This window comes from Flavivirga rizhaonensis, assembly GCF_004791695.1.
GTDB classification, from domain to species: Bacteria; Bacteroidota; Bacteroidia; order Flavobacteriales; family Flavobacteriaceae; genus Flavivirga; species Flavivirga rizhaonensis.
Genome location: NZ_SRSO01000001.1, coordinates 291548 through 305203 on the forward strand (window position 1 = coordinate 291548; position 13656 = coordinate 305203).

11 protein-coding genes and 1 pseudogene are annotated in these 13656 nt (G+C 34.1%); 6 read left to right on the plus strand and 6 right to left on the minus strand.

The genetic code is table 11. From position 1 onward, the window contains the following. Position 1 precedes the first annotated feature (1 nt). Positions 2-1531 (minus strand): alkaline phosphatase PhoX, encoded by a 1530-nt coding sequence (locus EM932_RS01080; protein WP_135874596.1) that lies wholly within the window; start codon positions 1529-1531, stop codon positions 2-4. 302 nt (positions 1532-1833) lie between these two features. On the opposite strand from EM932_RS01080, the gene bshC reads away from it, so the two are divergent. The 6 genes from bshC (at position 1834) to EM932_RS01110 (ending at position 9552) form a co-directional block, all read left to right on the plus strand. Beyond that, positions 1834-3426, plus strand: coding sequence for a bacillithiol biosynthesis cysteine-adding enzyme BshC (gene bshC / locus EM932_RS01085; protein WP_135874598.1), 1593 nt, complete (start codon positions 1834-1836; stop codon positions 3424-3426). Between the two features lie 3 nt (positions 3427-3429). Then, positions 3430-4800, plus strand: coding sequence for a pyridoxal phosphate-dependent decarboxylase family protein (locus EM932_RS01090; RefSeq protein WP_135874600.1), 1371 nt, complete (start codon positions 3430-3432; stop codon positions 4798-4800). Positions 4801-4860: 60 nt separating this feature from the next. Then, complete coding sequence (gene guaA / locus EM932_RS01095) at positions 4861-6396, plus strand: glutamine-hydrolyzing GMP synthase (protein ID WP_135874602.1); 1536 nt, start codon at positions 4861-4863, stop codon at positions 6394-6396. Between the two features lie 273 nt (positions 6397-6669). Further along, positions 6670-8658, plus strand: a complete 1989-nt coding sequence (locus tag EM932_RS01100; protein ID WP_135874604.1) for a PBP1 and LysM peptidoglycan-binding domain-containing protein — start codon at positions 6670-6672, stop codon at positions 8656-8658. A 122-nt stretch (positions 8659-8780) separates the two neighbouring features. Next, positions 8781-9320, plus strand: coding sequence for a DUF922 domain-containing protein (locus EM932_RS01105; RefSeq protein WP_135874606.1), 540 nt, complete (start codon positions 8781-8783; stop codon positions 9318-9320). Positions 9321-9324: 4 nt separating this feature from the next. After that, positions 9325-9552 carry a DUF3820 family protein gene (locus tag EM932_RS01110; protein WP_135874608.1) on the plus strand — a complete coding sequence of 76 codons (228 nt, stop codon included), beginning with the start codon at positions 9325-9327 and terminating at the stop codon, positions 9550-9552. A 184-nt stretch (positions 9553-9736) separates the two neighbouring features. Here EM932_RS01110 and EM932_RS21380 read toward each other — a convergent pair. The 5 genes and pseudogenes from EM932_RS21380 to kduI all read right to left on the minus strand — a co-directional run. Beyond that, a pseudogene (locus EM932_RS21380) lies at positions 9737-10126 on the minus strand (transposase); the annotation flags it as partial. A gap of 120 nt (positions 10127-10246) precedes the next feature. Then, positions 10247-10564 (minus strand): IS630 transposase-related protein, encoded by a 318-nt coding sequence (locus EM932_RS01120; protein ID WP_135874610.1) that lies wholly within the window; start codon positions 10562-10564, stop codon positions 10247-10249. 27 nt (positions 10565-10591) lie between these two features. After that, complete coding sequence (locus tag EM932_RS01125) at positions 10592-11770, minus strand: DUF4861 family protein (protein ID WP_135874611.1); 1179 nt, start codon at positions 11768-11770, stop codon at positions 10592-10594. Positions 11771-11990: 220 nt separating this feature from the next. Continuing rightward, the gene (locus tag EM932_RS01130) at positions 11991-12785 is read right to left on the minus strand and encodes a gluconate 5-dehydrogenase (RefSeq protein WP_135874613.1); all 795 of its coding nucleotides are present in this window, start codon (positions 12783-12785) and stop codon (positions 11991-11993) included. 3 nt (positions 12786-12788) lie between these two features. Then, on the minus strand, positions 12789-13631 hold the full coding sequence (gene kduI, locus EM932_RS01135) for a 5-dehydro-4-deoxy-D-glucuronate isomerase (protein WP_135874615.1): 843 nt from the start codon (positions 13629-13631) through the stop codon (positions 12789-12791). Positions 13632-13656: the final 25 nt, after the last annotated feature.

Sequence of the window (13656 nt, forward strand, 5' to 3'; positions counted from 1 at the left end):
ATTATCTGTCTAAGCCTTTGATTAAGTATAACATAGATCCTTCTTTTCTGTTTGCTAAGTCTGGATTAGCTTTTGGGTCTGTAAATGAAGTTCCATCAGCAGGCTCCCACCCGTGATTTTGAGTTATTAGTAAGAATGTGTTATCTCCGTTATTAACAACATCTGTAACATCTATCATGCCAGTAATTTCCCAGTTTCTATTAATGGTACCATAACCTAAACTAGCAGCTCTATTTTGGTCACACTCTAAAACAGTCTTTATATCCCCAGTGTTTAAATTGTATTGATATAATTTAGCAAAACCATTAACAGCAGTGTCTAAATATCCGTTTGGATCTTCTTGGATATATGCGTAGTTCTCAGTTACTAAAATGTTATCAGGCGAGTGGAATCCTTCAGCTTTACCACCAACTTTATCACCATCTAATACACAAGTAATTTTACAAGTTCCAGTTGGGTCGGTATCGTTTAATACAACTTTGTAAATTCTACCTAAAATAGTTCCTTTTCCAACTAAATCTGGTTTGTCCCTACCAGTTACAGCAAAGTAAACTTCTTTTTGGTTTGAAGCAGAACCTCTTCTCCAATCGATATCTTCTAATCTAGAGAAGCCCATAACACCTTTAGCTTTTGCTTCTGCGTCTAAGGCTGCAATTTCTCTTTCTGTTAGTTCAATAAATTCAGCATCGTATTCAGTACCTTCAACCATGTCTACTTCAAAATCGATTTCAGAAGTAGTAACTTTTAGTCCATATAATTTACCACCTTCAAGATCGCCCCTGTTACCAACGTACATCCCTAATTGACCAGAAGGTACGCTATTATCAGAATGGTCATCTCCAATAAAAGCAACTGTTTTATCGGCGTAAGCATCCTTACCAATAACAATAGCATTTTCAGTAGACCACTGTCCGAAAGCATTTAATAATTTTCCAGTACTAGCATCAGCAACATCTTTTGCTGGGTCTGTTAAAAATACACCTTTGGATGCACCTCCCCATTCTCCTCCAGACAAGTACAAAGGACCAAATCCATGTTCTTCGGGGCTAATTAATGATCCAGAACATTGTGCAGTTTCTGCAGTTGCAGCAGCATTTAAGATATACTCTCCATGGTAAGGTTTTAAATTTTTGTTTAACATAATACGAGCAATAGAATAATCTGCTTCAATATTATTAATTAAAGTAAAGGTCCCATTTCCATTGTTAATTAATCCAGCTCCGTCTGCCATAGAACCGTAAACAAAGTCAGGAGTGTTTGGAATGACATCTTCTGAAGATAAAATTGGTGTGATTTTTAAACTCACAAAATCACCAGTTACTTTTAATAGGCCTGGAGATTTCGAAGCTGTTAAATAAACGGATGCATCACTACCGTCTGCACCATCTGTTCCGTCAGTACCATCCACACCATCCGCACCGTCTACTCCATCTTTACCATCTTTACCATCTTCAATATCGCAGCTTGTTACTGTTAAACCAGTAGTAGTTATAACTACTAATAGTAAAAAAAGTTTTAATAATTTTTTCATTTTAATTAGAATATTTTTTGGTTATAATTTATTTTCAAAATTATCATTAGACCATTTAAAGTTTGTTAAGTCATCAATGTTGTTACATTAATTTAGGGTTACTGTAAGGTTAATAAGGTTACAGAAATATTAATAGAAACGTATTAATGTTATGAGTGAATTAAGAGTAGGTTCATTGTAATGCTTTCTATATATAAAAGACCAATGTATTAAACAAGGTTAAGAATAAACTCTTAACGAATTTTTTAGAATTTCGAAATTGAATATCTGTATCTTTACACCACTAATCTTCAAAAACATCTATGTCAGTAGAGAGTATCTCATTTAAAAAAACAGGCTATTTTTCATCATTAATTTGTGATTACCTTGAAGAGAAAAATGAACTGAAGGAGTTTGTTCATCATTTCCCAAAGCTTGAAAATTTTAAAAATCAGATAAAAGAAAAAAGCTCATCTGTTAATGTAGAGACTAGAGCAGTTTTAGTAAATACTTTAAAGCAACAATATAAAGGTGTTGATACATCAGATTTAACACATCAAAATATTGATACTCTAAATCTAGAAAATACGTTTACAATTACCACAGGGCATCAGCTTAATTTATTTACAGGACCCTTGTACTTTTTATATAAAATAGTTTCTGCAATTAATCTTTCTAAGGAATTAAAGGAGACATATCCTGAATATAATTTTGTGCCCGTTTATTGGATGGCAACAGAGGATCATGATTTTGATGAGATTAATTATTTCAATTTTAAAGGCAGGAAAGTACAGTGGAATAGAGAATCGCAAGGTGCGGTAGGGGAATTATCGCTAGAAGGCTTAGATGACGTATTTAATTTATATTCAAAAGCATTAGGAATTAGTAAAAATGCTGATTACTTAAGAGATTTATTTAACAATGCTTACTTAAAGCATACTAATTTAGCAGATGCCACACGTTATTTGGCTAATGAGCTATTTAAAGATTATGGTTTAGTTATTATTGATGCTAATGATACTGACCTAAAAAAACAATTCGCACCTTATATAGAAGATGAATTGTTGAATCAGACATCTTTTAAATCTGTTTCAGGAACAAATAAAAATCTTTCTAAAGAATACAATATTCAAGTGAATCCAAGGGAGATTAATGTATTCTATTTAAAAGAAAACTTAAGAGAGCGGATCGTTTTTGAAGATGACGTTTATAAAGTATTGAATACAGAAATTAATTGGAGCAAAAGCGATATACAAAAGGAACTTTTGGAGCATCCAGAACGATTTTCTCCAAATGTGATTATGCGTCCATTATATCAAGAAGTAATATTACCTAATCTATGCTACATAGGCGGAGGTGGTGAGTTAGCTTATTGGTTTCAATTAAAACAATTCTTTAACACTGTTAATGTTCCATTTCCTATATTGTTATTGCGCAACTCAGTTTTAATACGGACAAAAGAGCAAGCAGATAAACTAAAAAGACTAAATGTTTCTAATGAAGATATCTTTTTAAAACGAGATGTTTTTATCAATAAAAAAGTAAGGCAGATATCGAATATAGATATTGACTTTTCACCTCAGAAAGCGCATTTAGAAGCACAATTTAAAGAACTATTCACCTTAGCAGAGCAAACAGATAAGTCTTTTATTGGAGCTGTAAAAGCACAAGAAGCAAAACAGTTAAAAGGCTTGGAACATTTAGAAAAAAGATTACTTAAAGCTCAAAAGAAAACCTTGGCAGATCAAGTGTCCAGAATAACCGAGTTGCAAGAGCAATTGTTCCCTAGTCAAAGTTTACAAGAACGAAATACTAATTTCTCTGAGTTTTATTTAGAATATGGTCAGGAACTCATTCCTAATCTTATAAAAAATCTAGACCCTTTAAAAGATGAATTCTTAATACTAAATCTTTAATAAATGCACAAAATTGATATTGAATTGGTTGAAATGACTATGGATGTCATGAAATATGCTATTGATAGACTTTCTGCAACGCAAAGTAAAATAGGGAAACCAAAAAGTGAAGCCAAACTTAAAGAGCTGGTAGGGGAAACGATTACCGATAAAGGTATTGGAGGTGAGTATGCTTTTAATTTGTGGAAAAAATATTTAATGAAAGCAACGGTGCCGATAGATCATCCAAGGCATTTAGCATTTGTGCCTGCATCACCAACCAGAGCATCCATCATGTTCGATTTAGTAACCTCTGCTTCTAGTATTCATGGGGCATATTGGATGGAAGGTGCTGGTGGTATTTTCTGTGAAAATGAAGCCATGAAATGGATTGTATCTTTAACAGGCTTACCAGATAGTGCATTTGGTGTATTTACGAGTGGAGGTACGGCAGCAAACCTTTCAGCAATGGTAACAGCTCGGGAATATTGGAGGAAAAATGATGCTTTTAAAGGAGAAAAAGGACTTATTATTACTTCTATAGGAGCGCATTCTTCCATTAAAGCTATGGCGAAGGTTATTGATGTGGATGTGTTGTTGGTAGATACGGAAGATAGATTGCATGGAGAAGAATTACAGCATACTATTAAGGGCTTAACCAAACAACAACGTAAGCGGTTATTTTCTGTGGTAGCAACAGGAGGAACAACAAATGCAGGTATTATTGATGATTTAGAAGGTATCGCCAATATTTGCGAAAAAGAGAATTTATGGTTTCATGTGGATGCGGCCTATGGTGGAGGAGCCTTAGCGGCTGACTCTGTTAGGCATTTGTTTCATGGTATTGAAAAAGCAGATAGTATTACCATAGACCCGCATAAATGGATGTTTTCTCCCTATGATTGTGGAGCTGTTATTTATAAAAACCCGGAATTAGCTAAGGAAGCACATTCACAAGAAGGATCGTATCTCGATATTTTTAAAGATGAAGGCGCTGATGGTTTTAACCCAACCGATTACCAAATACAATTAACGCGTCGCGTAAGAGGTTTACCTTTATGGTTTTCGTTAGCCACTCATGGGACAGATCGATATAAAGAAGCTGTAGAGCGAGGAATTGAGTTAGCTCAGATAGCAGGGAAGCTCATTACCGAAGATCCTAATGTAGAATTGGTTAGAGAGCCAAGTTTGTCCTGTGTCTTATATAGAAGAGTAGGATGGAAGCCAGAAGATTATACGAATTGGACTTACGAAAATCATAGAAAAGGTTTTGCGCTTGTAACACCTACAAAATGGAAAACAGGAGATACTTTTGAGACTGTTTCTCGTTTTTGTTTTATCAATCCAGATACAACAGAAAAGGATATAAAAATGATTTTAGATTCTATGGTATAAAATTTTAAAAAAATCGATAGTCATAATTCGTCATTCTAAAATCAATTATTACTTTTGCGCATGCAACATGACAAGGTACTAATTTTAGACTTCGGATCGCAATATACACAACTTATTGCCCGTCGAGTTAGGGAACTCAACATTTACTCCGAAATACACCCATTCAATAAGATTCCAATAAATTTAGAAAGCTATAAAGCTATTATACTTTCTGGTAGCCCATACTCAGTAAGAGGAGAAGAAGCGTTACATCCAGATTTATCGCAAATACGAGGTAAGAAACCTCTTTTGGGAGTATGCTATGGTGCGCAATATTTAGCACACTTTTCAGGTGGTAAAGTAGCACCTTCAAGTACGAGAGAATATGGTAGAGCTAATTTATCATTTATAAAATCTGAAGAGAAGTTTTTCGAAAATGTTAGCTCAGGGAGTCAGGTTTGGATGAGTCATAGTGATACGATTAAAGAACTACCAACAGGAAGTGTTTTAATAGCAAGTACACATGATGTTGAAAATGCAGCATATAGAATTGAAGGCGAGCAAACGTATGCGATTCAATTTCACCCAGAAGTATATCATTCAACAGACGGAAAAAAAATATTAGAAAACTTTTTAGTAAAAATAGCTGGACTTAACCAAGATTGGACACCGGACTCTTTTGTTGAAGAAACCGTTGAAGCTATTCAAGAGAAGGTAGGAGATGGTAAAGTTGTACTCGGACTTTCTGGAGGTGTAGATTCCACAGTAGCGGCCGTTTTACTTAACAAAGCGATAGGTAAAAACCTGTATTGCATTTTTGTAAACAACGGATTGCTTCGTAAAAACGAATTCCAAAATGTTTTAGATCAATATAAAGGTATGGGGCTTAATGTAAAAGGAGTTGACGCCTCACAACGTTTTCTGGATGCTTTAGCAGGAATTGAAGACCCTGAGAAAAAACGTAAAGCCATAGGAAATGCGTTTATTGAAGTCTTTGATGATGAAGCTCACAAACTAGAGGATGTAAAATGGTTAGCGCAAGGTACTATTTACCCAGATGTTATTGAAAGTGTTTCTGTAAATGGAGGTCCTTCAGCGACTATAAAAAGTCATCATAATGTAGGCGGTTTACCAGATTTCATGAAACTTAAAATCGTAGAACCACTAAGAGCTATTTTTAAAGATGAAGTAAGACGGGTAGGAGCTACTCTAGGGATTGATCCAGAACTTTTAGGACGTCATCCATTTCCTGGACCGGGATTAGGGATTCGCATTCTAGGAGATATTACCGCAGAAAAAGTGCGTATTTTGCAAGAAGTGGATGCTATTTTTATAAATGGTTTAAAAGAATGGAATTTATATGACAATGTTTGGCAAGCTGGTGCTATGTTGCTGCCTGTTAACAGTGTTGGAGTAATGGGAGACGAGCGTACGTATGAAAAATGCGTAGCGCTTAGAGCCGTAGAAAGTACGGATGGTATGACTGCCGATTGGGTGAATTTACCTTATGAATTTCTACAAAAAACATCAAACGATATAATAAATAAGGTTAAAGGCGTTAATAGAGTAGTTTATGACATTAGTTCGAAACCACCAGCCACTATAGAATGGGAATAAAACCCCATTTTGAATAGTCTGAATAATTCAAAATAGTATCATTAAGTTGGATGTTATATTATTTATAGACTATATTTAATTTTTGAAATCATCTTGGTTATTATAACTAACCGTATATAAATTAGGAGAGTTCAAAAAAAGTATTGTCAGGTTGAAAACTGTTATGTCCTTTCTTTTTTGGCATACTATATGTATTCTAAAAAAGAAAGGGTGGTTTTACTCTGATTAAAATCGCGGGACTGACCCCTTTAACGCAATTTAAAAATAGATTACATGAATAAATCCCTTTTCGTTTTATGCCTATTACTATTATTTAGTTTTGGTACAGCTCAAGCTCAAAATTATAGCGCTCATAAGGTTAAACAAGGAGAAACCATTGAAAGTATTGCAAAGAAATACTTGGTAACACCATCAGATATTTATGGTTTAAATCCTGATGCTCAAAAAGAGTTAAGAGTTAATTCGGTTTTAATTATTCCAAAATCTAAAGTATTACCCCCTAAAGTAACTACCGTTAAAGAATTAGAAGGCTATAAAAAGCATAGAACCAAAAAAAGACAAACGCTTTATAGTTTATCGCAAAAGTATAATGTGACTATAGAGGAGATTAAAAAACACAATACATTTTTATACGCAGAACCTTTAAGAAAAGGAGATAAACTTCAAATTCCAATATTCAAAGTAACAGAAGTAGAAGAAGCAAATAAACTTACCAAAACATATACTGTACTCCCCAAAGAAGGGAAATGGCGTATTGCTTATAAATTTGGAATAACAGTTAAGGAGCTTGAAGAACTTAATCCTGAAATGGGAGACGTTTTACAAGAAGGTCAGGTACTAAATGTGCCAAATATAGGAGATGAAGAAGAGAAGGAAATAGATGAAAAATATAGTTATTATAAAGTATTACCTAAAGAGGGGTTTTATAGGCTAAAACTTAAATTAGGTTTGGAGCAAGAAGCATTAGAAACTTTGAACCCTGTTTTAAAAGATGGTGGATTAAAAGTAGGCATGGTGTTAAAAATACCATATTCTAGTTTGCCAGAAAGCATTATAGGGCAAGATGCTATTAAGGTTAATTTAGTAGATAGCATAGCCGATTTTAACACAAAACATATAGTTGTTATGCTGCCTTTTAGGTTGAATCACGTGGATTTTGATTCTGCATCAGACATTAAAAAAAGTATTGAAAAAGACCCTTATTTAGATGCTTCGCTAGATTTTCACTCAGGGGTTTTAATGGCTATAGATTCTTTAAAAAAATTAGGAGTTTCTCTTAAAGTAGATGTATACGATACTAAATATGAACTAGGTGAAGTAAAGCATATAATGGATCGCAATAACTTTGAAAATGTTGATGCGGTTATTGGTCCGTTAACTCCTGATAATTTTGAAGAGGTAGCCTCAGAATTGAAAAAGTATAATACGCCTGTTATCTCTCCAATAGGAACAAACTTAAAATTATATAATAACGTATTTCAATCAAGACCATCTAATGATTTGTTAAAAAAGCGGGTCATAAATTTTGTAAAAGCAGATACTTTGGCCAGTAATATTATTGTGATCTCAGATACTAAAAATAAACCTGTTTCAGATGATATTAAACGCGAGTTTAATTTTGCAAAGCAAATACTCTCTAGAAAAGATAAAGAAGGGGTAGATAAATACTATGTGAATAAAGGAGATATTCAAGATGAGCTAAAACCAGGGAAAAATATCGTGTTTTTAGAAACTCAAGATGCTGGATTCGTTTCGAATGTAACCAGTATTTTGGCAGCTTTAATTCAAGAAGAGAATATTCAAGAAAAGAAAGAGGCTATAGAGATTGTATTAGTTACAACTAATATTAATTCTGCCTTTAAAGATGATGAAGTGGATAATACACATTTGTCTGAGTTACAATTTCATTTTGCTACCATGTCTAGAGCGTATAACGAAAATGGTAATAATGCCTTTGTGAAAAGATATAATCAAATTTATAATATCACGCCAAATAATAGAGCTGTAAAAGGTTTCGATTTAACCATGGATGTTGTCTTGCGTTTAGTGTCTTCAGAAGATATATATATGTCTGTTAATGAGGCGCCGCTTACCGAATATGTCGAAAATAAATTTGCCTATAAAAAGAAGCTTTTTGGAGGGTATTACAACAATACAGTGTATTTGGTTAAATATGATGATTTAGAAATTGTAGAAGTAAAGCAAATAATAAGTCAAGAAGAGCTAAAGAAAGAGCAAGAACTAGAGGAGAGCAAGAAGTAAACAATAAGCCAAAAAGCAAGACGTTTTATATATGTCATTGCGAAGGAGGAACGACTGTGGCAATCTACTAAATGATTGATGTAAATAAACTTGCAACGAAAAATTAAATTTTACTAAACCTTGTGACTAAAGTATTCTTTATTTTATGTTGTTTACTTTGCGTACAACAGGACGAGCCAGTTATATCATGGAACGAATCGTATAAATTATCTTGGTCCGATTTTAAAGACAAGCCAGATAAAAGTACCAGTGCAGTAGCCATAACAGCGTCTGGCATTACCTTCGGTTTTTCGGTTAGCGCAACAGAAGATAGAGTTGTAGACTTTACTTCAGAAGTACATACTCATTTTTATCCAGAAAAATCGTGGTATAAAAAAGAACAAGCAGATCATCATGTTTTAGGTCATGAACAGTTACATTTTGATATTACCGAATTATATGCACGTAAATTCAGATATCGAATAGAACAGATTGTAGTGTCTAATAGTGTTAGAGCCCAATTAAAAACGCTTCATAATACTATTAATAAAGAGCTTTCACAGATGCAAAATAGATATGATTCTGAAACCAATTATTCCAGAAATGTCGAAGCTCAAACCAAATGGAAATTATATATTGCTGACGAATTAAAAAAGTTCTCTAAATATAAATCGATAGATTAAATATATGCTCCCAGATAAACAATTTCTTATAGATTTAGCACATACCAAAATGCCCTTTGGTAAATATAAAGATCGTTACTTAATAGATTTGCCTGAATATTATGTAGTATGGTATCATAACAAAGGATTCCCGAAAGGAAAACTAGGGGATATGCTTACTCAGGTCTATGATCTAAAAATGAATGGGTTGGAAGATTTAATTCGGAATATTAAGAAGCAGTTTCCTAAATAGATTTTATACTCACTTAAAGCTTATGCTTTATAATTATTACTGGTACAGTTCAATTGATCAGTAATATATCTTCAACATTTCCTTTATATAAATTAATAATGTTAAAACTTGTGTTATAAAAACACGCTTAGGTGAATTTGATTACAAAAGAACTATTTATATATAGTTAAATCAAAATAAAGCGTCATAATTCTGTGTAAAAAAACAGTTGGTCAGGTGTATAATTATATTTCCTTCTAATCCTCTTTGCCTGTGCCCACTTCTTTTCTATTGGGTTCAGGTCAGGGCTGTACGGAGGAAGAAACTCTACGGTATGCCCTTGTTCTTCCATTGCCCGTAAGGCATCGTTTCTTTTGTGAAATGTTGCGTTGTCAAGTACGATGACCGAATTGCTTGGGGTGCTGGGGAGTAGCTCTTGTATTAGCCATGCATGGAATATGTCTGCGTTTATATACGCATCGAACAGGCATACATTAAATAACTTGAAGTTGCTTACAGCTCCAATAGCATTTACCCTGCCCTTTGCATGCCAATCTTTGCTGGCATAGCACCTTTGCCCTTTTGGACCATACCCCTGTCCCTGGGGGCATCCACTGCAAACCCACTTTCGTCAATGTAGACAACGGGCTTTTTTTCAACAAACTCATATCGAAATATCTTAAGTTGAAATACAAGCCTGGACAACCAATCTGCTTTAGGATAGAACAGCGTTTTTTTTATTGCTGACCTTTAAACGTTTTAAGGCATAGAATACGGCACTTTGGCTAACACCAAATTTCTTAGCTCTTTCATATTGATAAAGATCGGGGTGATCTTCTACATCTTTACGAAGAGCATCCATATCTAATTTGGTAGCAGGCTTGTTTCGCTTGGTCTTGGGCTCTATACGGTTTTGCCACCTAAACAGTGTGCGTATTGGAATCCCAAACCTAGCACTGACCTCTTGGAATGTCAACTGCTCTTTTGCTTTTACTTTAAATAATCGCCGTCTGGAATCTAGTGAGGATGACATACTACAAGATACAAAAAATATGTCAAACTATAATGATTTAGCTATAACTTCTAGTGGTGTATTTATTTTTTTAGAAAACAGATTCAAATAGTGTTCCCATTCTTGCTTGTTAGCAAACTGACCACTTTCTTTCCAACCAAAACCAGCATAATAGGTTACTGTATTATCTATCACTTTTAAGTTAGTATAAGCATTGCTTTCGTCTGGTGCTTCGGTATTGTATTTTTCGAAACTTATAAAAAATTGTTTTGGAACAACAATAGCAGTCCCTAATTCTGAATCACCATGTGGTTGCCAATAACTTACCCAAGCGTCATTATCACTACCACTAACTTTGCCGTCGTTTTCATGCAACGTTAAACCAACAGAAATTGTTTGAGTCCCTTCAATTTTAGTTTCAAACTTAGATAAGTTATTTCCATAATCTAAACATATAATTTTGCTTTCCATAATCTGATGGCCTCCAGCATCCCAATTTGCGTATTCTAGATGAAAACTAGTTCGTATTGGTCCAGTAGCTATGGTACGCCATTTGGTGTAATTTTTTGAGTAATAATAAGTACTATCTTGTTTTACTGCAATGCCACCAACGCCTCTGCTTCTACCTACATGGAAATTATCTAAACCTTCACCGTGGTCTATATGATAGCTGCCTATATTTTCATCATTTTCTTTATACCATTTATTTATAATTGGGTATTCAACTTTTTTTAACCATGCATCTACACCACTTGAAAGTGTGCCCCCTTCAATCCCTTCTTCTTTCATTTTTTGGGCAGTAGGACCAAATACACGAAATGCAACTCTATTATTTTCCCAAGCATAATCATCTGTACGTTCGGGAACAAAACGAGAGTAACAATAATCAGTAACTTCCGATTTTTCTTCTTCAGTAACCTTAACTATGGTATATTTTTTTTCTGAATTTGCTCCAACTTTAGGTTGAAATAATAACTTGTCTAACACACCGTCACCATCATAATCTATAGTTTGGGTGATTTGTAGCTCATTAGTCTCTACATCACGAATGCCAATAATTGATAAATCTTCTATTTTTAAAAAGTCTTTTGTAAGTTCAACAGTTTCAAAAGTTCTTTCAACATTGAGTGGGTTTTTAATAACGATTATTTTATCCGTTTTTTTTGGAGAACAAGCTGATAAAAAGACGATTGCTAAAACAGAAAATAAAGACTTATAGTTTTTCATTTTATATGTGGATTTATTTTATTAATCTAAAAATTCTCCAACCCTTGGGTCGGGGTTTCCTATTCACCTCTCCGAAGGAGATGTCAGAACGACCTTTTTTGGCAGTTCTGGGTGATGTAAATACAAAATTTCGGTTTTTTGACCCTAATGCCAAAATTAAACTAGCGAAATACTCTTATGGCTTGCCCCGATGATAGTCGGTTTCAAGAAATTTTTTATTTTAATTTTCGTTTGAAGGCTTGCCTATAGTAGCCAGTATACCACCATCAACATAAATAATTTGTCCATTAACAAAATCGCTTGCCTTTGAACTTAAAAAAACAGCAGCTCCCTGTAAATCATCTGGATCTCCCCATCTACCTGCCGGTGTTCTTCCAATAATAAAATCGTTAAATGGATGTCCATCAACACGAATTGGTGCTGTTTGGCTGGTTGCAAAATATCCAGGTCCGATGCCATTTATTTGTATGTTGTGTTTGGCCCATTCCGTTGCCATATTTCGAGTTAACATTTTTAGACCACCTTTAGCTGCAGCGTAAGCACCTACCGTATTACGTCCTAATTCACTCATCATTGAGCAAATATTAATAATTTTCCCTTCTTTTCTGGAAATCATTCCTTTTACAACATGTTTTGACATGATAAAAGGACTTACCAAATCTACTTTAAGGACTTGTTCAAAATCAGCAACTTCCATATCTTCTAAAGGGGTTCTTTTTATAATTCCAGCATTGTTAACCAGAATATCGATCACACCTACTTCAGCTTCTATTTTAGCTATGTTATTTATGACTTGTGTTTCATTAGTCACATCAAAAAGATATCCGTAAGTTGTTAAACCTAAAGATTTATATTCAGAAACTGCTTTATTTAATTTTTCTTGTGAAGAGGCTCCATTGATAACCAAAGTAGCTCCAGCATGACCTAAACCAATTGCCATAGCTTGCCCCAAGCCATGTGTACCGCCCGTAATAAGAGCTGTTTTTCCTTTTAAATCGAATAAGTTTATTGACATAATTTATCGTAATTCATTAATTGCACAAACATCCATATCACCATAATCCAGATTTTCACCAGCCATTCCCCAGATAAAACTATAATTGCTGGTACCAGAGCCAGAGTGAACGGACCAGGGAGGAGAAATAACAGCTTGTTTATTTGCCATCCAGATATGCCTTGTTTCTTGAGTCTCGCCCATAAAGTGACATACTGCTTGATCTTCAGGGACTTCAAAATAAAAATAGACTTCCATTCTTCGATCATGTACATGTGCTGGCATCGTATTCCAAGAACTACCAGGTTTTATAGTAGTCATACCCATTTGTAATTGGCATACATCTACCACACTATTTACTATATATTTTCTTAACGTTCTGGCATTAGCAGTTTCTGGAGCTCCTAACTCTATAACTTCAACATCATGAGTTCCAATTTTTTTATTTGGAAACGTTTTATGAGCAGGAGTAGAGTTTAGATAAAACTGTGCTGGATTTTCAGAAGATTTACTTGAAAACGACACTTTTTTATTTCCCTGCCCTAAATACAAGGCTTCTTTATGATTTAAAATATAATCAGTATCATCTACTGAAACAGTTCCTGTATCACCTATATTAATAATGCCTAATTCTCTTCTTTCAAGAAAGTATTGAGATTTTAATTCATCAATAGTTTCTAGAATTACAGATTTATTTATTGGTACAATACCAGCTACCATAAACCTATCATAATGAGAATATATCCAATGTATCCCGTCTTTTACCATAAGGTCTTTTATTAAAAACTCATTTCTAAGCTCAGTGGTATCCATTTTTTTTACTTCTCTCGGAGATGCTGCATATCTTACTTCGCAGTTTGTACTCATAATTAAATAGTGTTATTTGTTTTGT

Coding starts and splice junctions, on each gene's coding strand:
- EM932_RS01110 (WP_135874608.1), top strand. CDS start 9,325: ATGCTCCCAGATAAACAATTTCTTATAGATTTAGCACATACCAAAATG.
- EM932_RS01120 (WP_135874610.1), bottom strand. CDS start 10,564: ATGTCATCCTCACTAGATTCCAGACGGCGATTATTTAAAGTAAAAGCA.
- EM932_RS01130 (WP_135874613.1), bottom strand. CDS start 12,785: ATGTCAATAAACTTATTCGATTTAAAAGGAAAAACAGCTCTTATTACG.
- EM932_RS01090 (WP_135874600.1), top strand. CDS start 3,430: ATGCACAAAATTGATATTGAATTGGTTGAAATGACTATGGATGTCATG.
- EM932_RS01080 (WP_135874596.1), bottom strand. CDS start 1,531: ATGAAAAAATTATTAAAACTTTTTTTACTATTAGTAGTTATAACTACT.
- kduI (WP_135874615.1), bottom strand. CDS start 13,631: ATGAGTACAAACTGCGAAGTAAGATATGCAGCATCTCCGAGAGAAGTA.
- EM932_RS01125 (WP_135874611.1), bottom strand. CDS start 11,770: ATGAAAAACTATAAGTCTTTATTTTCTGTTTTAGCAATCGTCTTTTTA.
- guaA (WP_135874602.1), top strand. CDS start 4,861: ATGCAACATGACAAGGTACTAATTTTAGACTTCGGATCGCAATATACA.
- EM932_RS01100 (WP_135874604.1), top strand. CDS start 6,670: ATGAATAAATCCCTTTTCGTTTTATGCCTATTACTATTATTTAGTTTT.
- bshC (WP_135874598.1), top strand. CDS start 1,834: ATGTCAGTAGAGAGTATCTCATTTAAAAAAACAGGCTATTTTTCATCA.